The organism is Bacillus massilinigeriensis, assembly GCF_900117315.1.
Taxonomy (GTDB): domain Bacteria; phylum Bacillota; class Bacilli; order Bacillales; family Cytobacillaceae; genus Bacillus_BE; species Bacillus_BE massilionigeriensis.
Genome location: NZ_LT630337.1, coordinates 1,602,276 through 1,622,313, shown reverse-complemented (window position 1 = coordinate 1,622,313; position 20,038 = coordinate 1,602,276). Strand labels below are relative to the sequence as shown.

General features: G+C 37.8%; 21 protein-coding genes. 14 read left to right on the top strand and 7 right to left on the bottom strand.

Going from position 1 to position 20,038, the window contains the following annotated elements; genetic code table 11:
* Nucleotides 1–206: 206 nt before the first annotated feature.
* The 12 genes from BQ6100_RS08115 (at nt 207) to BQ6100_RS08060 (ending at nt 12,719) form a co-directional block, all read left to right on the top strand.
* Complete coding sequence (locus tag BQ6100_RS08115) at nt 207–1,811, top strand: long-chain-fatty-acid--CoA ligase (RefSeq protein WP_075981196.1); 1,605 nt, start codon at nt 207–209, stop codon at nt 1,809–1,811.
* Between the two features lie 46 nt (nt 1,812–1,857).
* The gene (locus tag BQ6100_RS08110) at nt 1,858–3,006 is read left to right on the top strand and encodes an acyl-CoA dehydrogenase family protein (protein ID WP_075981195.1); all 1,149 of its coding nucleotides are present in this window, start codon (nt 1,858–1,860) and stop codon (nt 3,004–3,006) included.
* A gap of 19 nt (nt 3,007–3,025) precedes the next feature.
* Entirely contained in the window at nt 3,026–4,225 is a 1,200-nt protein-coding gene (locus BQ6100_RS08105; protein ID WP_075981194.1) for a thiolase family protein, read from the top strand.
* 258 nt (nt 4,226–4,483) lie between these two features.
* Nucleotides 4,484–5,659: an acyl-CoA dehydrogenase family protein gene (locus BQ6100_RS08100; RefSeq protein ID WP_075981193.1), complete on the top strand. Its 1,176-nt coding sequence runs from the start codon at nt 4,484–4,486 to the stop codon at nt 5,657–5,659.
* Between the two features lie 56 nt (nt 5,660–5,715).
* Nucleotides 5,716–6,888 carry a thiolase family protein gene (locus BQ6100_RS08095; protein WP_075981192.1) on the top strand — a complete coding sequence of 391 codons (1,173 nt, stop codon included), beginning with the start codon at nt 5,716–5,718 and terminating at the stop codon, nt 6,886–6,888.
* 117 nt (nt 6,889–7,005) lie between these two features.
* Nucleotides 7,006–7,869, top strand: a complete 864-nt coding sequence (locus BQ6100_RS08090) for a branched-chain amino acid ABC transporter permease (RefSeq protein ID WP_075981191.1) — start codon at nt 7,006–7,008, stop codon at nt 7,867–7,869.
* A complete protein-coding gene (locus BQ6100_RS08085) occupies nt 7,869–8,909 on the top strand; it encodes a branched-chain amino acid ABC transporter permease (protein ID WP_075981190.1) in 1,041 nt (346 codons plus the stop codon). Before BQ6100_RS08090 ends, BQ6100_RS08085 begins: the two co-directional genes overlap by 1 nt.
* 1 nt (nt 8,910) lies before the next feature.
* Nucleotides 8,911–9,675 (top strand): ABC transporter ATP-binding protein, encoded by a 765-nt coding sequence (locus tag BQ6100_RS08080; RefSeq protein ID WP_075981189.1) that lies wholly within the window; start codon nt 8,911–8,913, stop codon nt 9,673–9,675.
* Nucleotides 9,668–10,375 (top strand): ABC transporter ATP-binding protein, encoded by a 708-nt coding sequence (locus BQ6100_RS08075; protein ID WP_075981188.1) that lies wholly within the window; start codon nt 9,668–9,670, stop codon nt 10,373–10,375. Before BQ6100_RS08080 ends, BQ6100_RS08075 begins: the two co-directional genes overlap by 8 nt.
* 92 nt (nt 10,376–10,467) lie before the next feature.
* Complete coding sequence (locus BQ6100_RS08070; RefSeq protein ID WP_075981187.1) at nt 10,468–11,676, top strand: ABC transporter substrate-binding protein; 1,209 nt, start codon at nt 10,468–10,470, stop codon at nt 11,674–11,676.
* A gap of 188 nt (nt 11,677–11,864) precedes the next feature.
* Complete coding sequence (locus tag BQ6100_RS08065; protein WP_075981186.1) at nt 11,865–12,338, top strand: hypothetical protein; 474 nt, start codon at nt 11,865–11,867, stop codon at nt 12,336–12,338.
* A 180-nt stretch (nt 12,339–12,518) separates the two neighbouring features.
* Nucleotides 12,519–12,719, top strand: coding sequence for a cold-shock protein (locus BQ6100_RS08060; protein WP_075981185.1), 201 nt, complete (start codon nt 12,519–12,521; stop codon nt 12,717–12,719).
* A gap of 114 nt (nt 12,720–12,833) precedes the next feature.
* On the opposite strand, the gene BQ6100_RS08055 is transcribed toward BQ6100_RS08060, so the two are convergent.
* The 4 genes from BQ6100_RS08055 to yhfH form a co-directional block, all read right to left on the bottom strand.
* Nucleotides 12,834–13,064 (bottom strand): hypothetical protein, encoded by a 231-nt coding sequence (locus BQ6100_RS08055; protein WP_075981184.1) that lies wholly within the window; start codon nt 13,062–13,064, stop codon nt 12,834–12,836.
* Between the two features lie 83 nt (nt 13,065–13,147).
* Nucleotides 13,148–14,485 carry a DEAD/DEAH box helicase gene (locus tag BQ6100_RS08050; RefSeq protein WP_235816578.1) on the bottom strand — a complete coding sequence of 446 codons (1,338 nt, stop codon included), beginning with the start codon at nt 14,483–14,485 and terminating at the stop codon, nt 13,148–13,150.
* 185 nt (nt 14,486–14,670) lie between these two features.
* On the bottom strand, nt 14,671–15,087 hold the full coding sequence (locus tag BQ6100_RS08045) for a GNAT family N-acetyltransferase (RefSeq protein ID WP_075981182.1): 417 nt from the start codon (nt 15,085–15,087) through the stop codon (nt 14,671–14,673).
* A 173-nt stretch (nt 15,088–15,260) separates the two neighbouring features.
* Entirely contained in the window at nt 15,261–15,383 is a 123-nt protein-coding gene (gene yhfH, locus BQ6100_RS20935; RefSeq protein WP_075981181.1) for a protein YhfH, read from the bottom strand.
* Between the two features lie 334 nt (nt 15,384–15,717).
* On the opposite strand from yhfH, the gene BQ6100_RS08035 reads away from it, so the two are divergent.
* Nucleotides 15,718–16,503 (top strand): SDR family oxidoreductase, encoded by a 786-nt coding sequence (locus BQ6100_RS08035; RefSeq protein WP_075981180.1) that lies wholly within the window; start codon nt 15,718–15,720, stop codon nt 16,501–16,503.
* Nucleotides 16,504–16,611: 108 nt separating this feature from the next.
* Here BQ6100_RS08035 and ilvD read toward each other — a convergent pair whose 3' ends face one another.
* The 3 genes from ilvD to BQ6100_RS21435 all read right to left on the bottom strand — a co-directional run bounded on the left by ilvD (nt 16,612) and on the right by BQ6100_RS21435 (nt 19,492).
* Nucleotides 16,612–18,291, bottom strand: a complete 1,680-nt coding sequence (gene ilvD, locus BQ6100_RS08030; RefSeq protein ID WP_173719818.1) for a dihydroxy-acid dehydratase — start codon at nt 18,289–18,291, stop codon at nt 16,612–16,614.
* Nucleotides 18,292–18,519: 228 nt separating this feature from the next.
* Nucleotides 18,520–19,353 (bottom strand): prohibitin family protein, encoded by an 834-nt coding sequence (locus tag BQ6100_RS08025; RefSeq protein WP_084780279.1) that lies wholly within the window; start codon nt 19,351–19,353, stop codon nt 18,520–18,522.
* On the bottom strand, nt 19,340–19,492 hold the full coding sequence (locus BQ6100_RS21435; RefSeq protein ID WP_173719817.1) for a hypothetical protein: 153 nt from the start codon (nt 19,490–19,492) through the stop codon (nt 19,340–19,342). Before BQ6100_RS21435 ends, BQ6100_RS08025 begins: the two co-directional genes overlap by 14 nt.
* 322 nt (nt 19,493–19,814) lie before the next feature.
* On the opposite strand from BQ6100_RS21435, the gene BQ6100_RS08020 reads away from it, so the two are divergent.
* A complete protein-coding gene (locus BQ6100_RS08020; RefSeq protein WP_075981178.1) occupies nt 19,815–20,030 on the top strand; it encodes a heavy-metal-associated domain-containing protein in 216 nt (71 codons plus the stop codon).
* Nucleotides 20,031–20,038 lie beyond the last annotated feature (8 nt).

The window sequence follows — 20,038 nt, the reverse complement described above, 5'->3', positions numbered from 1 at the left end:
AAAGGAATTTACGAAACACCATCATAATTCATTATTGAATTAACCAACACGGTAAATGGAAAAAGAAGAGCTTAAACAAGGGAAACCAAATTGGCATGGAAATTGCATTATTTATTTTGTAATCATCTATTCAATCTAGCTTAGATCAAATAATCATATTTTCTAGGATTAAAAGTATATGATTTTAAAATTATGGAGGTGAATATGTGGAACAATCAACTAATAGAATATGGGATCAATGGTACATCAAAAAAGAACTCCCTCAGCTTCCAGAAGAACCACTCTATGAATTTCTTAAAAAAACGGAAGAGCGATACCCTGATCGATTAGCCATCCTCTTTGAACAGGAATCCATCACTTATCGAGAACTGAAGAAAAAGGTTGATCTATTAGCAGGTAAATGGGAGAGTATGAATTTTTCAAAAGGCGAAAGAATTGGTTTGATGATGAATAATCATCCAGCATATATCATTTGTTATTATGCTGCACAGGCATTGGGGTTGACGGTCGTTCAAATCAATCCTTTTTACACCTCAAGAGAATTACTTCAAATCCTCACAGATTCAACACCACAATATATTGTCTTTGATGAAACCGCAGAGAAAACAGTAAGAGAAGTAGAGACAATTTATTCATTTTCTTTAAGTATGAGCATCCATGACAAACAGAACGTGAATAGTATTCCAACGCTCATCAAGTATGGTCATACAATTCAATATTTCCATCCAATTGATGTACATGAGGATGTAGCTGTCATCCAATATACAGGTGGGACATCTGGAAAAATGAAGGGGGCTATGCTTACTCATTACAATTTGACCTCAAATGTGCTTCAAAGCCATTTCATGTATGGAAATCAGCTCATCCAAGGTCAGGAGACTGTCTTAGCTGCGACTCCTCTTTATCACGTTTATGGGATGACAAGCGCAATGAATTTAGGAATCTATCTCGGAGCTACCATTTTGCTGATTAAAAGGTTTGAAATAAAAGAGGTCCTTGAACAAATCAACAGCTATCAACCTACCTTTTTCCCAGGCGTACCTAAGATGTATAACACGATAATAAATTACCCAGGAATAGAGTCTTTCAAGCTAAATTGCTTTAAAATATGTTCCTCAGGTTCAGCACCGCTCCCAATTGAAGTATTAAAGCGATTTGAAGCATTAACAGGGGTATCTATTGGTGAAGGATTTGGACTATCGGAGGCTTCCCCTTCAACACATCGAAACCCTCCCTTTGCGAATCGAAAGGTGGGTAGTATCGGGATTCCTTTGCCCTTAACAGATTGCATGATAATTGATGAAAACAATCAATCACTAGAAGAAAAGTATGTAGGTGAGCTATTAATTAAGGGTCCCCAGGTGATGAAGGGGTATTGGAATAATCCTATAGAAACAGAACGGGCTATCAAAAATGGATGGCTATATACTGGGGATCTCGCAATTATGGATGAGGATGGCTACTTTTATATTGTTGGTAGAAAAAAGGAAATGATTATCGTAAACGGCTTCAATATATATCCTCAGGAAGTCGAAGGAATCCTTTATGAGCATCCAGATGTAAAGGAAGCTGCGGTTGTTGGAATTCCCGATGAGGTATCTGGAGAGGTGGTCAAAGCCTATGTTGTTCCAAAGGAAAATGTGTCCATTGATCTAGAAGAGGTTAAAGGCTATTGCTATTCAAAGCTAACACATTATAAGGTCCCAAAGGAATTTGAAATAAGGAATGAGCTGCCAAGAAACACCGTCGGGAAGTTACTTAAAAGAATGCTTATAAAAGAAGAGCTCAGCAAGAAGGAAAGAAACAGCTAAAACTTTACCTAATGTTAACAGAAATAGAGAAAGGTTGTGAATATAGATGGACTTTGAATTGAGTGAAGAAATCCGTTCTTTAAAGCAAATTGTTCGTGATTTTATCCAAAGTGAAGTGGAACAAGTGGCCATGCAGATTGAAGAAGAAGACAAAATCCCTGAAAGAATCGTTGAGATGTCAAAAGAAATGGGCTTATTCGGACTTAGCATTCCAGAGGAGTATGGTGGTTTAGGAATAGGGATGGTTGGAAAATGTGCCTTATATGAAGAAATAGGTGCCACTCATAATGGATATACCACCCTAATCGGGGCACATACGGGTATCGGAACAGTTGGAATTGTGGAGATGGGAACGGAAGAGCAAAGGAAAAAGTATTTACCTGATATGGCTGCAGGAAATAGAATTGGTGCATTTGCCTTAACTGAGCCGGAAGCAGGATCGAACGCAACCAATTTAAAAACCACAGCAGTAAAAAGGGGAGATAAATATATCCTTAATGGGGTAAAGCACTATATCACTAATGCTACAGTGGCGGATATTTTTACCGTTATGGCAGTTACTGACGCATCAAAGGGTGCAAAGGGGATAAGCTCTTTTATTGTAGAAAAGGGGTTCCCAGGCTTTCATATTGGAGCAGTGGAGAAAAAAATGGGGCTTCGAGGCTCTCACTCTGCTGAGGTCATTTTTGAGGATTGTGAAGTCCCTGTAGAAAACCTTTTAGGTGAGGAAGGTAGGGGCTATGTGAACGCATTAACCATTCTCGCAAATGGTAGAGCAGGCTTAGCTGCACGAAACTTAGGTTCCTGCCAGAAGCTTTTGGATCTATCTATGAGATATGCCAAGGAAAGAATTCAGTTTAAGGTTCCAATCATTGAGCATCAAGCTGTTGCCCATATGCTTGCTGAGATCGCTTTAGAAATCGAGGCATTACGTTCTTTTACGTATCGTGTTGCGTGGATGGTTGATCAGGGTCAAAAATTAATTAAGGAAGCCGCAATGCTAAAGCTGTATGGATCAGAGGTATATAACCGAGTAGCAGATAAAGCCGTTCAAATACACGGGGGGTTAGGGTACATAGCCGATTATCCAATTGAACGTTTTTACCGCGATGCAAGAATTACTCGTATTTATGAAGGAACCTCTGAAATACAAAAAAATATTATTATCAGCCAATTGAATAAAGAATATCAGTAAAGAGGGGGAAGAAGCTAAAATGAGTGAAAGAATTGTGATAGCTGAAGGGTTAAGGACCCCAATAGGTCGATATGGCGGGGCCTTGAAAGAGGTAAATTCGGGAGTGTTAGCCACTCATATCATCAAAAGCGTTCTCCATAGAGGGAATATCCCACCCGAAAAGGTGGATGAAGTAATTATGGGGGAGGTTCGACAATCAACTGAATCCTCCAATGTGGCTCGTGTGGCTGCCATTCGAGCAGGCATTCCCGTTGAAGTACCAGCTTTTACGGTTAATCGCTTATGTGCTTCATCCATGCAGGCTATTGCCTCGGGCGTCCAGCAAATACATTCAAGGCAAGCGAGAATTGTACTAGCCGGTGGTACAGAAAGTATGAGCTGTTCTCCTATCTATCTTAGAGGTGCGCGTTTTGGGGGAGACAAACCCTTTTTGGTTGACTCTAATATCGAAGCGGGACAGCAGCCTAAGGAGATATACGGGGAAGGCATGGGGATGGGTGTGACAGCTGAGAATGTTGCCGAAAAGTATAGAATTTCAAGAGAAGATCAGGATGTATTTGCATTAGAAAGTCAAAAAAAGGCAGCAAAAGCCATTGATGAGGGAAGATTCGAAACTGAAATTGCCCCACTTGAAATTGTGGTTAAAAGAAAGACCTTACTATTTGAAAGGGATGAACACCCACGTCCAAATACAACCCTTGAAAAACTTCAACAGCTTAAACCAGCCTTTAAAAAGGATGGGACAGTTACTGCGGGTAATGCATGTGGAAGAAATGACGGAGCATCAGCAGTGTTGTTAATGACGGAACAGACAGCTAATGATGAGGGAATCGTACCCTATGCAGCAATTCTCGACTGGGCAGCAGTCGGTGTTCCACCTGAGTTAATGGGAATTGGTCCAATACCAGCAATCCAAACCTTGCTTAAACGAGTTAATATGACGATGGATGACATTGACTTATTTGAAATTAATGAAGCCTTTGCATCACAAGCCCTTGCTGTTCAACGAGGATTAAATATTGATCCATTGAAAATGAACGTTAATGGGGGAGCCATTGCCCTTGGTCACCCTGTAGGCGCTACTGGTGCGAGAATCGTCATAACACTTATGCATGAATTAGCAAAAAGGGGAGCTAAATATGGAATTGCTTCTCTTTGTGTAGGTGGAGGGCAAGGAATGGCCTTTCTTATTGAGAACCTGCGTGGTCGCTCTAATTAAAAGAATATAGGGTGAAAAATTGATTTAATACTGAATTAACAATTCATTAATGAATTGAAATTACGGTCACATTTGATTCAAATTCAAATTATTGTAAGAAAATAGGACCATAAAGGAAGGTATCTCAATCAACTATTATTGGCACAATAATTGCATTTAATAAAGATACTACTATTAGTAGGTAAAAGTGGATTTCATTTTTTGGAAGTTTGTAAGACTATGAAATGATAATTCTAAAAAAGAGATGGAGTGAATAACATGCATTTACGATTAACTGATGAACAAAGAATGGTTCAACAAACGATTAGAAGGTTTGTAGAAAATGAATTAATCCCACTTGAAAATGATGTTCTAAGAAATGAACGGGCTGGAAAACCTGGCCTATCAGAAGAAAAAATGGAAGAACTTCAGAATAAGGCGAAGGAATTTGGTTTTTGGGGAATAAATACACCGGAGGAATATGGTGGTGCAGATTTAGGTCAAATGATGATGGCCTTAGTATATATGGAAGTATCAAAAACCTTTGTCCCATTTAGATTTGGAGGTTCTGCTGATAATATACTTTACTATGCAAATGAGGAGCAAAAGAAAAAATATCTGATTCCAACCATAAATGGGGAGAAAAAATCTTGCTTCGCCATGACTGAGCCAGGTGCTGGTTCAGATACAAGAAATATTAAAATGTCAGCGGTTAAGGATGGAAATGAATGGGTATTGAATGGTGAAAAAACCTTTATTACAGGTGGAAATGAAGCGGACTTCGTCATGGTAATTGCTATCACTGATAAGGAGGCTCATCAAAGGACAGGTAGGGATGGAGTCACTTGTTTTATTGTTGACAGAGATATGGGCTGGAAATCCGAGTATATCGATACGATGGGCGAATGGGGACCTGCAGCATTAGTATTTGATAATGTCCGTGTGCCCGAAGAAAATATTCTTGGAGAAGTTCATGGAGGATATAAGCTTGGTTTGGAATGGATTGGATTCGCACGCTGGGTAGTTGGTGCCCGTGCAGTTGGAATGGCAGAAAGATTGCTTCAAATGGCAATTGATTATTCAAAAGAACGTGTTACTTTTGGACGCCCGATTGCTGATAGGCAGGCAATTCAGTGGCAAATTGCTGATTCTGCCGTTGAGATTGAAGCTGCTAAATGGCTCGTCCTAAATGCTGCATGGACGCTTGACCAAGGTGAGGATAACCGTCACCTAGCTTCTATGGCAAAGTTATATGGTGCCAATATGGGTAACCGAGTAGTTGACCGTGTCTTACAAATTCACGGTGGAATGGGGTATACCCGTGAATTACCAATTGAACGCTGGTACCGTGAAGCAAGATTATGGAGAATTTACGATGGAACGGATGAAATTCAGCGAATGATTATTTCTAGAAATCTATTAAAAGGCCATGTAAAGGTCGGACAATTCATTTAAGGAATTAGTTCAAGGAAAATTACTTAAGATTACGAAAAAAGAAAGGGGATGGAAATTTGAAAAGAGATGCTGTTATTGTATCAGCTGTTCGAACAGCTATTGGCAAACAAGGTGGAGCTTTAGCCTCAGTTCCAGCGCATGTTATTGGTGCAGAAGTAATTAAAGAGGCCATGAGACGGGCGAATGTTACTCCTGATCTAGTTGAGGATGTGATTATGGGGAATGTCTTAAGTGGTGGAGGAAATATCGCTCGTTTAACTGCTCTTGAAACTGGGCTATCACTCGAATTACCTGGTCTTACAGTGGATCGCCAATGTGGTTCTGGTATAAATGCTATAAATCTGGCAGCACAGGCTATTCGTGCAGGGGATGGGGACGTTTATATTGCGGGCGGTGTCGAAAGTATGAGCAGGGCACCCTATTTAATGGATCGTGCTGAAAAACCATATAGCCCCGCACCACCAAGGTTTAGAAAATCTCAGCTTTCACCACAGAAAATAGGGGATCCACCAATGGGCATTACGGCAGAAAATTTAGTAGAAAAGTATGAAATAACGAGAGAAGAACAAGATGAATTTGCAGCAAATAGTCAGCAAAAAATGGAAAGAGCCATGAAAGAGGGGCGCTTTGAAGAACAAATAGTACCAATTACGATTCCTGTAAGAAAAGGAGAACCTATTTTATTTAATCAAGATGAGCATCCTAGACCAGGAACAACAAAGGAAGTATTAGCAAAATTACCTCCCGCATTTATAGAAGGTGGTTCTGTAACTGCCGGAAACAGTTCTGGTTTAAATGATGCCGCATCAGCTCTTGTGATTATGTCTCGAGAGAAGGCTAGCGAATTAGGTTTAAAGCCTTTAGCCGTTATTCGAGAACATGCAGTAGCAGGGGTAGACCCAAATATTATGGGAATAGGACCTGTACCAGCGACTAACAAAGTTTTGAAAAAATCAGATCTAACATTAGATGACATTGACATAATCGAAATCAATGAAGCCTTTGCAGCACAGGTAATAGCCTGTGATAGGGAACTTCATATGAATCCTGAAAAGGTCAATGTGAATGGCGGAGCGATTGCGCATGGACACCCTCTCGGAGCAACGGGAGCTATCTTAACCACGAAAGCAGTTTATGAATTAAAAAGATCTGGTGGTAGGTATGCCCTTATTACAGCTTGTATCGGTGGAGGACAAGGGATTGCTACGATTATTGAAAGAGAAGATTAGTCACCAGCTATGTAACGAATAACAGAGAAATCTATGATTATACGTCAGAAAATCTATGAACTAATTTGGGTGAAATAGGTTTTCTGACGAAAAAAACCATTAGACAGGAGGAGTGTAATGGAAATTTTATTACAACAGTTATTTAATGGACTAACCATTGGTAGTGTTTACAGTCTTGTTGCTTTAGGTTTGACTCTAGTATATGGAATATTACATATACCAAACTTTGCCCATGGTGCTCTATATATGATGGGTGGATATATTACATTAACTATGATGACCAAATTCGGCCTACATTATTGGATTGCCATATTTGTTTCCATCATCGTAGTCGGAGTTATGGGAGTTCTCATGGAAAGAATCGTGTTCCACCCATTAAGAGATTCACCACCTATTCAAGATAATATAGCCGCAATTGGAATCCTTTTATTTTTAGAAGCCTTCGCACAATTTGTATGGGGAGCGGATTATCAATCAATGCCAACTCCATATGATCAAGTCGTTTCTTTTTTTGGATTAACCTTAACCGTCCAAAGAATCCTCATCGTTGTATCAGCCATTATTGTCATGATTGTATTGTATTTATTCTTGAAAAAAACATTTACAGGTTCAACAATTATTGCCATGTCTCAGGATAGAGAAGGAGCAAATTTGGTGGGAATAAATACAAACAAGGTGGCCATGTTGACCTTCCTTATTTCAGGTGGATTAGCAGCAATTGCATCTTCACTTGCAGCTCCTATCAATCTGGTTTTTCCTGGTATGGGACAACTAGTCATATTAAAAGCCTTTGTCATTATTATCCTTGGGGGTATGGGAAGTATACCAGGTGCCATTATCGGTGGTTATATACTTGGATTTAGTGAAAGCTTGGGAGCAACTTATATTTCGAATGATTACAAAGATATTATTGCTTTTGTCCTCCTTGTCATTATCTTGTCTGTTAAACCTACAGGATTATTTGCGAAGGGGGGACAATAATGTCAATTATTTTTAATAAAAAAACAATCATGACAGTAATCATTCTTCTTGCAATCGGCTTTCCCCTAATAACAAAAAATGACTATTTTATCCATGTTATGACTCTATCATTTATTTGGATGATAGCAGTTTATGGCCTGAACCTTTTAGCTGGTTATACCGGTTATCTATCATTAGCTCATGCAGGTTTTTTTGCGGTTGGAGCCTATTCTCTTGGACTTTTGACGGTAAAGGCACAAATGCCTTATTGGACTGCGTTTCTATTATCTCTAATCATTACGAGTGTTCTAGGTTTATTAATAGGAATCGTTGCTCTAAGAACGAAGGAGCATTTTTTCGCCATATACACCATGTGTGTTGGGTATATACTTTACCTTGTCATTGATAAATGGGATACATTAACAGAAGGCGTTCGTGGCCTTATTGGGATACCAGCCCCTGCGGATATTGGACCGTTAACCTTTCAGACACCTGTCTCACTCTATTATTTAGTTCTATTCTTCTTACTGTTTACGGTATTTATCATGTATCGTATTGTTCATTCATTAACGGGAAGATCCTATATTGCGATTCGAAATAGTGAAGATTTAGCACTCACTTTAGGGATCTCGACAATAAAGAATAAGCTAGCTTCGTTCGTTATTTCAACCTTCTTTGCAGGACTTTCTGGAGCTCTTTATGCCTCTTTTGTTCGCTTTATTGGTCCAGATATCGGTGGAATATCTATTACCTTTGATTTATTAACCTACTTATTGGTGGGCGGTCTTGGAACATTATCAGGTCCAATCGTAGGAACCCTTATTATAGTTTGGGTATCTCAGCAGCTTCAATTTCTTCAAGATTATCGAATGTTGATTTTCGGTCCAGCTCTAACATTCATGATTATTTTCTATCCATGGGGGTTAGTAGGTGGATTTGCCAATTGGAAGATGAAGCTTAAAGAAAGGAAGGAGAGAAAATCATCTCTCAGAGGAGCAATAACTAAAGATTCGATCCTTGAAAACAATTCTGGTTCAAATAATCGTGTAGAGGAGGGATAAAATGTTCTTGGAAACGAAAAATCTGACCAAGAGATTTGGAGGAAATGTTGCCGTTCATAACGTTGATTTCTCTATTGAAAAGGGGAAAATTAATGCAATTATCGGTCCAAATGGAGCTGGTAAATCTACATTTTTTAATCTGATCAGTGGTTTTCATATCCCCACCTCTGGTCAAGTGATTTTTAAAGGGAAGGATATTACAAAGCTCCCTGCCAATAAAGTAGCAGAACTCGGAATTGGCAGGACCTTTCAAACAACCAATTTATTTGAGCAATCGACTGTATTAGATAATGTGATTGTTGGCCATCGTCTTCGGACAAAATCTACATTGGTTGACGCAATCTTTAGAACTAAGCGTTTGAAGAGGGAAGAGGAAAAATGTAGAGAAAAGGCGATGGAAGTATTGGAGTTTGTTGGTCTATCTGACGCAGCCAATAAATTGGTTGCAGGAATTTCCCAAGAAGAGAAAAAGCGTGCAGCCTTTGCCTTGGCATTAGCAACTGATCCAGAAATAGTCTTTCTTGATGAGCCTGCTGCAGGTGTTAATCCAGATGAAACGGAAGGTCTTGCTCTTTTAATGCAAAAGATGGTAGATCAAGGAATCACCGTTTGTTTAATTGAACACAAAATGCAAATGATTATGAAAATCGCAGAAAAAATTATGGTTCTCAACTACGGGGAAAAAATTGCAGAGGGAACACCTGACGAGATAATAAACAATGAAACGGTCATCAAGGCTTATCTAGGGGGGAATGCCATTGCTTAGTGTAAAAAATATCTCAGTAAATTATGGAAGATTTACCGCTATTCATCATGTGAACATCGAAGTGGCCGAAGGGGAGATTGTTGTTTTATTGGGATCCAATGGTGCCGGGAAAAGTACAACTTTTAAAAGTATCAGTGGTTTAAATAAGCCTTCGAATGGAGAAATTCACTTTGAAGGGAAACCGATTCATAAATGGTCACCTGATCGAATCGTTCGTTCCGGGATTGTCCAGTGTGCAGAAGGTCGTAAGCTCTTTTCTGCCATGTCAGTCTACGAAAATCTTAAGATGGGGGCTTACGTACATAGGAGAAAGAAGTCACAAATACACGAATCTTTAGACCATGTTTATGAATTGTTTCCAATCTTAAAGGAAAAGAGGAATGATGCAGCAGGCTCCTTAAGTGGGGGACAACAACAAATGCTGGCAATTGGAAGGGCACTAATGTCAAAGCCCCATTTGATGATGCTAGATGAGCCATCAGTTGGGCTTGCACCATTAATTGTCGAGCAAATGTTTGAAGTCATTCAGCAAATAAACAAAGAGGGCACAACCATTTTATTAGCAGAGCAGAATGCCAATGCAGCATTAAAAATTGCCAATAAAGGGTATGTTTTTGAAAATGGCTCCATCGTTATGGAGGGGTCTTCTGAAGAATTATTTGCCGATGATAGGGTTCGTAAGGCCTATATTGGTGCTTAAATAGAATCGATTGTCTAATTAAAGGGGGTGATGAGTTTTTATCACCGCAGAATTATCTGAAATTTCAATCAATGAACAAAGGGGGAAGAAGAATGAAAAAGGGTAAATTGCTTTTCTTGGTAAGTGTTATTTTTACACTCATGCTAGCCTTAGCAGCTTGTAACGGATCAGAAAAAAGTGGTGGAACTGAAACTGAAAAAGGTGGAAAGTCTGACGGAGGTTCAGGTACAGTAAATATTGGTTATACAGGACCATTAAGTGGACCAGCTGCTTTTTACGGGGAAAGAACATTAAATGGACTTAAAATGGCTGCAGATGAAATTAATGAAGGCGGCGGATTTGAAGTGGGAGGGAAAAAGTATAAATTAAATATTGTTTCCCTGGATGATAAGTACTTACCTAATGAGGCAGGTGCCAATGCAAAGAGATTAGTTCAAGAAAATAAAACTCCAATTATTTTTACTCCTCATAGTGGTGGAGTATATGCACTCCAAGTATTTAATCAGCAACCACAAAAATTTATCATCGGTGCCTATACGAGTGAACCAGAAATTACTGAATCTGGCAACAAATATACTGTTCGAATCCCACCTCGGTATGACGGTTATTTAGAGCCATTCACAACCTATACAATGGATCGCTTTGGTAAGAAAGTCGCCTTTTTACCAACCGCATCACAATATGGAAAGGACTGGGCTGAAAAGCTTAAAACCTATTGGGAAAAACAAGGTGGTAAGGTGGTCCATAATGCATCAATCGACTTCACAAAAGAAACAGATTTCTTCTCTTTAATTACCAATGCACTTAAAAATAAACCAGATGTATTGTTTATTGGTGGAGCTTCTGAACCAACAGCAAAGGTGGTAAAGCAAGCAAGAGAGCTAGGATTTAAAGGTGGATTTATCATCATGGACCAAGCGAAACTTGATGAGATGAAAGCAGTCACTGGATCCTATGAAATGCTTGAAGGCTCAGTAGGGGTTCTACCACTTGTAGATTCCCATGGCCCAGCTGTCCCATCCTTTGTAGAAAATTACAAAGCAAAATTTAGCGAAACTCCAGGATCTGAGGCAGGATTAAATTATATCGGATTAAATATTTTTGTTGAAGCAATGAAATCTGCTGGTTCTGTTGATGACGTAGATAAGATTATGGCCAATATGCAAAAAGGCTTAGATAATCTTCCAGAGGATAAAAAGGTATATGTCATACCAAAAATCGATGAATCAGGTGGATTTGAAGCTGACCTTGAAGTGGCATCTGTTGAAGATGGAAAGATTGTCCCTATTAAGGTGAAATAAATATAAAGCTAATATTTTGATCGATTATTCATATTAAAGGATGTTTAATTCAGCTTTACCTGCTGGTTATACATCCTTTTATTCATGAATTAGAGTGATAAAGTCTGATGAAAAGTGATGTGTTTATAAGATAGTTTCTAAAGTGTTATAATAAAACATATTTTATAACATTTTTTTATGGAGGCCACATGCTAACCTTTGAACAAAAACTCGCAATCATTGAATCGTATCCTGAATTAAAACGTAAAGATGTGTCGCTGAAGCGCGTCAATTTCCATTATGAAGAAAGTGTAAGTGAAAAAAAGAATGTTGTGTATCATTTACACCCAAATGGGAATGGATTTGTTTATGCTGAATATTTATCTGGGTATGATAAAGATCAAAAAGGGATGGTCAATATCCGGGATTTTTCTGAATCTGAATTAAGAACCATTATAGAGAAATCCATTCAATCATTAGCTCCAAAATCTGTTGAAGAAACAGCTATTGTAGGGGAATTAGAAGAGGAGCGTTGGAAAAATTCTGAGGGGCATACTTTAATCGTCATTAATGAGGATGATATGTGGAATGTTTATGCAGGATTAAATCTTGATGGTACCTTCCCATCTTATAATGAAGCGAAGCAGTACCTGATTGAGGAAGGATTTAGTAGGGACATTTAAACATAGATGAATTTTCCAAGAGGGATTCCTTGCCTATTGTTTCTTTATCTGTTATTCTTAGAAAGAATTATTTTTGTTCGGCATGTAAGTACGGGAAGACAAGATTAATGCTTTCGCCTGAATATCATAAGAGCAAGAATAGTAATACAATGTGTGTTTACACACGAGGAGGCAACAAACATGGAAAATGGTAAAGTAAAATGGTTTAATGCAGAAAAAGGTTTCGGATTCATCGAACGCGAAGGTGGAGAAGATGTATTCGTTCATTTCTCAGCTATCCAAGGCGAAGGTTTCAAAACACTTGAAGAAGGACAAGCAGTAACATTTGACATCGAGCAAGGCGCTCGTGGACCACAAGCTGCTAACGTTCAAAAAGCATAATTAATGAACCAAATATAGAAAACAGACTCTAAGGAGTCTGTTTTTTTCGTTATGAGACCTTTTAAAAATATTTTTAAGAAAAAAACACTGGGGGTTTTCCATTGCCTTCGTTGATTAAGAGGTTTGCTGTTCAAGCTCATTGATATGAACAAGTGATCCTTTTTTGATCCAGTATTGAAAGTTATCTGTAGGGAACACGCCTCTACAATTCGATTTATTCATTTGGATTACCACGCTTCCTTCTGTAACCTGTAGAATTCTTAATGTGTCTGATTTACTGATGTTAGGAATAAAATCATTTCTCATTTCAAACTCCATATTTGTGTGTAAAATCAAAGTAACCATCCTCCTACCTTTTATGGAAAATTGCTATTCACAAAAATAACATTCCCATAATTTTATTAATTATCCATATTTAGGATGAAGGGCTATTTCGAACGACGGGATTTGTTCCCATTTTTATGATTGGATGACTTATTTTGACCAAGCTTTTTCTGGGACTTCCCCTTTACTTTAGAGCCTTGCATGAACCTTTTCGGATTCTTGCCTTTATCGCTTCGAAATTCATCGGACTTTCTTGAATTCTTACGTTTTCCATTTTGGGTATTACCGGTATGTCTTGTTTTTTTAACTGATTTTTGTTCATTATTCTTTTTCATAGTATTATTATTTTGATTTTCATTGCTGTTCTTTTTCTCAAGATTTTGCTTTGGAATTCTGATGCTTAGATCGTTTTCAATCATGTCTAAAGTAGGGCGATCAGCTGATGAATAGAAGGTGATGGCCATTCCGGTCATCCCAGCCCTCCCTGTTCTACCAATACGGTGAATATAGCTTTCTGAATCTTGGGGGATATCATAGTTAAACACATGTGTGACACCTTCGACATCAAGTCCCCTAGCAGCGACATCAGTAGCAATCAGTAATTGGACCTCTGCATCTCTAAATCGCCTCATAACCTGTTCTCTTTTTGCCTGAGACAAATCTCCATGTAGCTCATCACAAGAAAAACCCTTCGATTTAAGCACCTCATAGAGCTTGCTAACTCTCCGTTTGGTTCGGCAAAAAATAACGGCTAAATACGGTCGATAGGTTTCTATCAAATGAATTAGGGTAGCTTGCTTTGCACGGTCGATTGTATGAAAGGCTACTTGGTTGACTGTAAGCGCGGGCCCTTGTTTTTTCTCAACTTGAATATATTCCGGTTCCTTCATATGCTTTTTGGCTAAATTTCTAATCTCAGATGGCATAGTGGCAGAGAAAAGCATCGTCTGTCTAGTTGAAGGGGTATGCTTAATAATCTCTTCAACTTCATCCAAAAAGCCAATATGTAGCATCTGGTCAGCCTCATCAAGGACGAGATGAGAAAGATTTCCTAATTGAATGGTCTTTCTTTTTATATGATCTAATAAACGTCCTGGAGTACCAACGACGATTTGAATATTTTTCTTCAATTGATTTAATTGCTTTTCTACATCTTGTCCACCATATACAGCTAAAACATGAATATCCTCCATGTCATTAGTCAATTTCTTTACTTCATCGCTAATCTGAAGGGCTAATTCTCTTGTAGGAGTGACAATCAGAGACTGTATATTAACAGCATTTAAATCAAGTCTTTCAAGGATTGGTAAAATAAAGGCGAATGTTTTTCCTGTCCCTGTCTGAGCTTGTGCAATAAGGTCTTTTCCTTGTAGAACAAGAGGAATGGCTCTTTCTTGTATGGGAGTGGGGGATACGACCCCAGTATTTTGGAGCCTCTCCATAATTTCGTCGGAAATCCCTAATGATTTAAAATTAGACAAACTTTTTTCCCTACTTTCTAATTGGTTAAAATGGTTTATACAACACATTCTGTTTATCATATTGAAGGTTTATATAGGAAATAGCAAATTTTTTTTGAAAAAGAAAAACGCCTATCTAGGATAGACGAAAAAAAGAGTAGGATTACTCATGATCTATTCATTCTCATAAAATGCAAGTCTGTTAATTCATCTGTAAAGCCCCATTTTTGATAAAATGGTCTCATTTCTGGTCGACAATATAGTTCAAAATGCTGAACATTTTCTAATGTAGGATGCTTCATAATCACATTCATTAGCTCTGCGCCAAGATGTTTTCCACGATGTTCATCGCTAACCATGACGTCAAATATTAGTGCCTTATAGACATAATCCGTTAAAACCCTTGCAAAGCCAATAAGTGTGTCTGTTTCAGAATCACTAATACCAATAATTAAGTCTGACATTTTTAGCATGGATACAACATCTGAGAAGTTTCGTCCTTTAGTCCACCATTCTAACTGAAACAAGTTATGTAAGTCTTTGATTTGATTCTCAGAAAGCTGTTCGATAACTCTATAATTCATCTGCCTTCCTCCTTTAATAAAATCAACAGGTTCCAATAAATATAAAATTAGGAAAATTTAGTTCATTTTATTAGTCGAAATTGGATATTAATGGTTACAAAAAAAGCACGAAAGGTTTCCGAGTTCCTTTCGTGCTTTATCGGATAGGATGAATCTTTTCATCTATGACAATATTATTCTTCATATCTTCCAATACAACGTTCACATTCATATAAATATGATTCTTCCTTTTCAATAATTTTGCATCCACACTCACGACATTCTTTTGTAGATTGTTTCGTATCCATTGTAATCATTTTAACGCCTCCAGTAATTTAGTGTTGAATTCATTGTACTATAACAGTTTTCAAAAATCAACACTGTTATATAATTATTTTTGTAAAAATTTTCTTTTCCATTATGGAATTTTGGCCACAAGAAGATTGGATTGGATAATTATCTAGAACGTTAAAAATACCTTAGAAGGGAATTTAAGAATTCTCGAATTTCAGTATTTATCCATTTTTGAAAATAATAGTACTATTTGCAAAAGAATGAAGAATTATTAAAGAAAAGGTGTATTATTTAATTGTTTGAGATAACTAGTTTAAATCTTTGAGTTATTTCAAATTAATAAAGGAGGGCTATCTTATGAGTAAACGCTTCAAAGAAAAAGTTGTATTAATTACTGGGGCAGGAGCTGGTTTAGGACAAGCAGCTGCATTACAATTAGCCAAAGAAGGGGCAAAGCTTTCTTTAGTGGATTGGAACAGCGAATTCTTGGAAGAAACCAAAAAAATGATTACAGAAGTTGCTCCGGATGTTGAATTAACATTAATAAAAGCAGATGTCTCTGATGAAGAGTCTGTTAAAAGCTATGTGAAAGAAACAGTAGAAAAGTTCGGAAAAATAGATGGTTTTTATAATAATGCTGGAGTTGAAGGAAAACAAAATCCTACAGCAAAATATGGATCTGATGAATTTGAAAGAGTTATTGGCATTAACTTAAATGGTGTATTCTATGGATTAAAATATGTTTTAGAAGTAATGGAAAAACAAGGGTATGGTTCTATTGTAAATGCAGCATCCGTTGGTGGTATCCGTGGTGTTGGCAATCAATCTGGATATTCTGCAAGCAAGCATGGTGTAATAGGCTTAACAAGAAATTCTGGAATTGAGTATGGACAATATGGAATTAACATTAATGCGATAGCACCAGGTGCTTTTATGACACCTATGGTGGAAGCTTCACTAAGACAAATGGGTGGAGACAACTGGGAAGAGGCTGGAAGACAATTTGTTAGTGTGAATCCAATGAAACGTTTTGGGGATCCTGAAGAAATTGGATATTTAGTGGCATTCTTATTATCTGATGAGGCTAAATTTATCAATGCAGCTGTTATCCCTATTGATGGTGGACAATCTTATAAATATTAATACCCGACTAATTTGGTTAAAAAGTAACGAATAGTAAGACAAAAAAGGCATTCAAATGAGCTCATTTGAATGCCTTAATTTTTATTCTCTGTATCCTTTAGGTCTTGATTAAATCTTCATCACTCCACCGGTACTCGCGTTTGTTACAAGCTTCGTATAACGAGCAAGGTAACCGGTCTTAACTTTTGGCTCAAAGCCCTTCCAATTTGCTTTACGCTTTTCGAATTCTTCGTCAGAAATTTCAAGGATAATTTTCCGATTATTTAAATCAAGCTCAATAATATCGCCATCTTCAACAAAAGCGATTGGCCCACCTTCAGCAGCTTCTGGAGATATATGACCGATAGAGATTCCTCTTGATGCTCCTGAAAAACGACCATCAGTAATTAAACCAACTTTTGCCCCTAAACCTCTTCCAACAATTTGTGAAGTAGGTGCGAGCATTTCTGGCATACCTGGTCCACCTTTAGGACCTTCATAGCGAATGACAACTACATGACCTTCTTGGACCTTTCCAGTAATAATACCAGATAATGCTTCTTCCTGTGAATCGAAGCATATTGCTGGACCTCTATGATAGCCGCCAACAGATGGGTCAACGGCTCCCACTTTAATGATGGATCCTTGAGGGGCTAAATTACCGAATAATACTGCAAGACCACCGCGCTCGGAATGAGGGTTGTCTAATGGACGAATGACTTCCTTATTTAGTATATCACTGCCAGCAACATTTTCTTGTATGGTTTTTCCTGAAACCGTTAGACACTCCCCGTTAAAGGCACCTGGTTTTTTTAGAAGTTCATTAATGATTGCACTGACTCCTCCAGCATTATGAACATCTTCTATATGGTATTCAGATGCTGGGGCAATTTTTGCAAGATGAGGGACGCGACTAGCAATCTCATTAATACGTTCTAATGAATAATCTATTCCAGCTTCATTTGCAATCGCTAAAGTGTGTAAGACCGTATTTGTCGAGCCACCCATCGCCATATCCAATGCAAATGCGTTATCAAGAGCCTCGATTGTAACAATATCCCGAGGTTTAATATCCTTATCTATTAATTCCATTAATTGTTTAGCCGAACGTTTGACAAAATCCTTTCGATCCTCTGATACAGCTAAAATCGTGCCGTTACCAGGAAGGGCAAGACCAAGTCCCTCGGCTAGGCAGTTCATAGAGTTTGCTGTAAACATTCCAGAACAGGAACCACATGAAGGACAGGCAAATTTCTCTAATTCTTCTAAGTAATCCTCACCAATTTGTCCGGATTGGAAGGCTCCAACCCCTTCAAATACAGAGGTTAAATCAATAGGCTTCCCATTTTTATCATGACCTGCTTTCATTGGGCCACCACTAACAAATATTGTTGGAATATTAAGGCGCATGGCAGCCATCATCATTCCAGGTGTAATTTTGTCACAGTTTGGGATACAGACCATGCCATCAAACCAATGTGCTGCTACAACTGTTTCAACAGAGTCTGCAATGATCTCTCTACTTGGTAGAGAATAGCGCATTCCAATATGTCCCATCGCAATGCCATCATCGACTCCGATTGTATTCATTTCAAATGGTACCCCACCAGCTTCGCGAATGGCTTCTTTAACCAGTTTACCAAATTCTTGTAAATGAACATGCCCAGGTACTATATCAATATAGGAATTGACAACCGCAATAAAGGGTTTGTCGAAATCTTCTTCTTTCACTCCGGCAGCACGTAGCAAACTTCTATGTGGTGCACGGTCATACCCCTGTTTTATCATATTACTACGCAGTTCAGGCATAATGACTTCCCCCAATTTAGATTTTTTTATAAATATTCAAAGTTTTCTCTTATTTTATCACTATTATTTAAAGAATCAAAGAGTTTTAAATGATTGGATTTGAAGAGTAGGGGGAAGGTAATCATATGATTTCCTTTGAAAAATGGGGGCTTTGAAGGGATGGTTATTCCATAATGCTAATATAGGAAAAGGCTGAATCTTTAAAGATTCAGCCCATGTCTTCAATTTTTACTTTTTAGTTGTATCATCAATTGGTAATTGAATAAGCTGGTTTGAGCCTGTTGCTTTAGGCATTTGTCCATCCCATTTTTCTATCCATTTGTTTTGGATGACTTCCTTTGAAATAGACTTTTTGATGATTTCATTATATTTTGCTTGACCTTCAGCTTCAATTCTTAATTTTTCAGCTTCAGCCTTTGCAATTTTTAATTCGATTTGCTTTCTTTCTAATTCCTGGGCAGCTTCAACCCTTTTATCTATAGCTGCTTGTGTAGATTTATCAGGTTTTGGTACACCTAATGTTAAGTTGTCGACAGTGAATCCTAAGTCACTGATGTCTTCAGCGAATAACCCCTGAACCTTAACAGCAGCCTCAGATGATTTTTCACCATACGTATCAATAACAGAGTATTGGGCAATCCCCTTACGGCTTGCATCCCAAAGTCTTGTTCTTAAATAGGAATCTTCAATTTCTTCAACCTCAACTGGACCGAACTTATTGAAAACATCGACAACCTTATCTGGTTGAATACTATAGTTATAGGCAAAATCAATTGTTACGTTTTTTCCATCAGAAGTAGCTACTTGAATATCTTTATATGTGACAGTTTGCATTCTTACAGGGTAAATTGTTACTTTATCAAACAAGCCGACCAAATGCCAGCCTTGGCCAAGAGTTTCTTCCTGAACCCCACCATTTGGGCTGTAGACAACACCAACATAACCATTTGGGATCTTTTGAATGAACATCGCAGTGATTGCAATGGCAAGTGCTAATGCAATAGCAACAATGACCCCGCCAAGAACCTTTCGACTCATGCCTTTTTTGTTATTTTGTTCCATTATTATCCTCCTCATTATCAAGGTAATCCTTTACCTTCTTTGCTGAATCTCCTACCTTTTTGAAGGAAGGGGAGAGTACAAGCCAAACTCCAAAACCTATTAGAGCTATTACGAATAAAGAACCGATAAAAACCTTCATTAATTCGCCTCCTCCAATATATTGTTACATTTCTTTACAATAATGTCACCCTATGAAATTATTATCATATTTTTCTTCCATACTTTCTAGTGAACATTAAAGGAAATATGACTTAATAAAATAATTGCTGGGTCTTTATTCACTTTGAATGGAGATAATAAATATACGATTGAAAGGCAAAATGGATTCAAAAAATGTGAAAAAGTTAATGGAAATCATTAAAAATTTATACTAAAAAAGTAAAAAACTTGATTCACATCAAGGTTTTTAGAAATGGCGGTTTGTAAGATAAATATATAGAAAAGAAAGGGAGGAAGAAAAAATGGCAACTGTTACTTATTCTATTGAGGAATTATCTTGTCCCAGCTGTGTAAAGGGAATTGAAGGAGCTTTAGCTCAACAAGCTGGGGTACAAGACGTGAAGGTATTATTTAACGCAAGTAAGGTCAAGGTCATTTATGATCCAGAAATTGGAAATCCAGAGCGATATGCTGAAGTATTACAAAAGATAGGATATCCAGTGGTCAAACAAAGATAGGATCATTG

Excerpts from the sequence above, each read along its gene's own strand:
- BQ6100_RS08020 (WP_075981178.1), top strand. The coding sequence starts at position 19,815 with ATGGCAACTGTTACTTATTCTATTGAGGAATTATCTTGTCCCAGCTGT.
- BQ6100_RS08060 (WP_075981185.1), top strand. The coding sequence starts at position 12,519 with ATGGAAAATGGTAAAGTAAAATGGTTTAATGCAGAAAAAGGTTTCGGA.
- BQ6100_RS08085 (WP_075981190.1), top strand. The coding sequence starts at position 7,869 with ATGTCAATTATTTTTAATAAAAAAACAATCATGACAGTAATCATTCTT.
- BQ6100_RS08080 (WP_075981189.1), top strand. The coding sequence starts at position 8,911 with ATGTTCTTGGAAACGAAAAATCTGACCAAGAGATTTGGAGGAAATGTT.
- BQ6100_RS08070 (WP_075981187.1), top strand. The coding sequence starts at position 10,468 with ATGAAAAAGGGTAAATTGCTTTTCTTGGTAAGTGTTATTTTTACACTC.
- ilvD (WP_173719818.1), bottom strand. The coding sequence starts at position 18,291 with ATGCCTGAACTGCGTAGTAATATGATAAAACAGGGGTATGACCGTGCA.
- BQ6100_RS08035 (WP_075981180.1), top strand. The coding sequence starts at position 15,718 with ATGAGTAAACGCTTCAAAGAAAAAGTTGTATTAATTACTGGGGCAGGA.
- BQ6100_RS08055 (WP_075981184.1), bottom strand. The coding sequence starts at position 13,064 with ATGGTTACTTTGATTTTACACACAAATATGGAGTTTGAAATGAGAAAT.
- BQ6100_RS08065 (WP_075981186.1), top strand. The coding sequence starts at position 11,865 with ATGCTAACCTTTGAACAAAAACTCGCAATCATTGAATCGTATCCTGAA.
- BQ6100_RS08025 (WP_084780279.1), bottom strand. The coding sequence starts at position 19,353 with ATGGAACAAAATAACAAAAAAGGCATGAGTCGAAAGGTTCTTGGCGGG.
- BQ6100_RS21435 (WP_173719817.1), bottom strand. The coding sequence starts at position 19,492 with ATGAAGGTTTTTATCGGTTCTTTATTCGTAATAGCTCTAATAGGTTTT.
- yhfH (WP_075981181.1), bottom strand. The coding sequence starts at position 15,383 with ATGATTACAATGGATACGAAACAATCTACAAAAGAATGTCGTGAGTGT.
- BQ6100_RS08045 (WP_075981182.1), bottom strand. The coding sequence starts at position 15,087 with ATGAATTATAGAGTTATCGAACAGCTTTCTGAGAATCAAATCAAAGAC.
- BQ6100_RS08050 (WP_235816578.1), bottom strand. The coding sequence starts at position 14,485 with ATGGAGAGGCTCCAAAATACTGGGGTCGTATCCCCCACTCCCATACAA.
- BQ6100_RS08105 (WP_075981194.1), top strand. The coding sequence starts at position 3,026 with ATGAGTGAAAGAATTGTGATAGCTGAAGGGTTAAGGACCCCAATAGGT.
- BQ6100_RS08090 (WP_075981191.1), top strand. The coding sequence starts at position 7,006 with ATGGAAATTTTATTACAACAGTTATTTAATGGACTAACCATTGGTAGT.
- BQ6100_RS08100 (WP_075981193.1), top strand. The coding sequence starts at position 4,484 with ATGCATTTACGATTAACTGATGAACAAAGAATGGTTCAACAAACGATT.
- BQ6100_RS08110 (WP_075981195.1), top strand. The coding sequence starts at position 1,858 with ATGGACTTTGAATTGAGTGAAGAAATCCGTTCTTTAAAGCAAATTGTT.